We start from the raw sequence: 370 nt of genomic DNA on the forward strand, positions 1-370 counted from the left end.
CTTATTACCCCTCCTATATTTCTTATACCTTTATTTCCTTCTACTAATACTTCTTTTCCTTCTATTTTCCCTATATTATTTCCTATACTTGCATTTATTCCTTTACCTGTCAGCTCAATATATGTCGTCCCCTGACCGGGTGCTCCTATTTGCGATGTATTCAAAAGTGAGCCCGCCTTTATTGTCGTGCTTTGGGTTCCTATTATACTTGACGGATTTAATACCATTCCCGCTTTTCTGTTATCTGTAAGTGTGCCGTCTTCTCTTCTGTAGGTTCCTTTTAAATATTCTTCCGTCCCGTTTACTACTTTCCCCGATACTTGTATATATACATCGGAGCCTTTTATCCTTCCTCCCGGTGCCAATATCA

1 protein-coding gene is annotated in these 370 nt (G+C 39.2%); it reads right to left on the reverse strand.

Annotated elements, in window-relative coordinates:
* On the reverse strand, window positions 1–370 hold a 370-nt coding region (locus tag EII29_RS12435; RefSeq protein WP_158612561.1), incomplete at both ends, for a hypothetical protein.

This window comes from Leptotrichia sp. OH3620_COT-345 (genome assembly GCF_003932895.1).
GTDB lineage: Bacteria > Fusobacteriota > Fusobacteriia > Fusobacteriales > Leptotrichiaceae > Pseudoleptotrichia.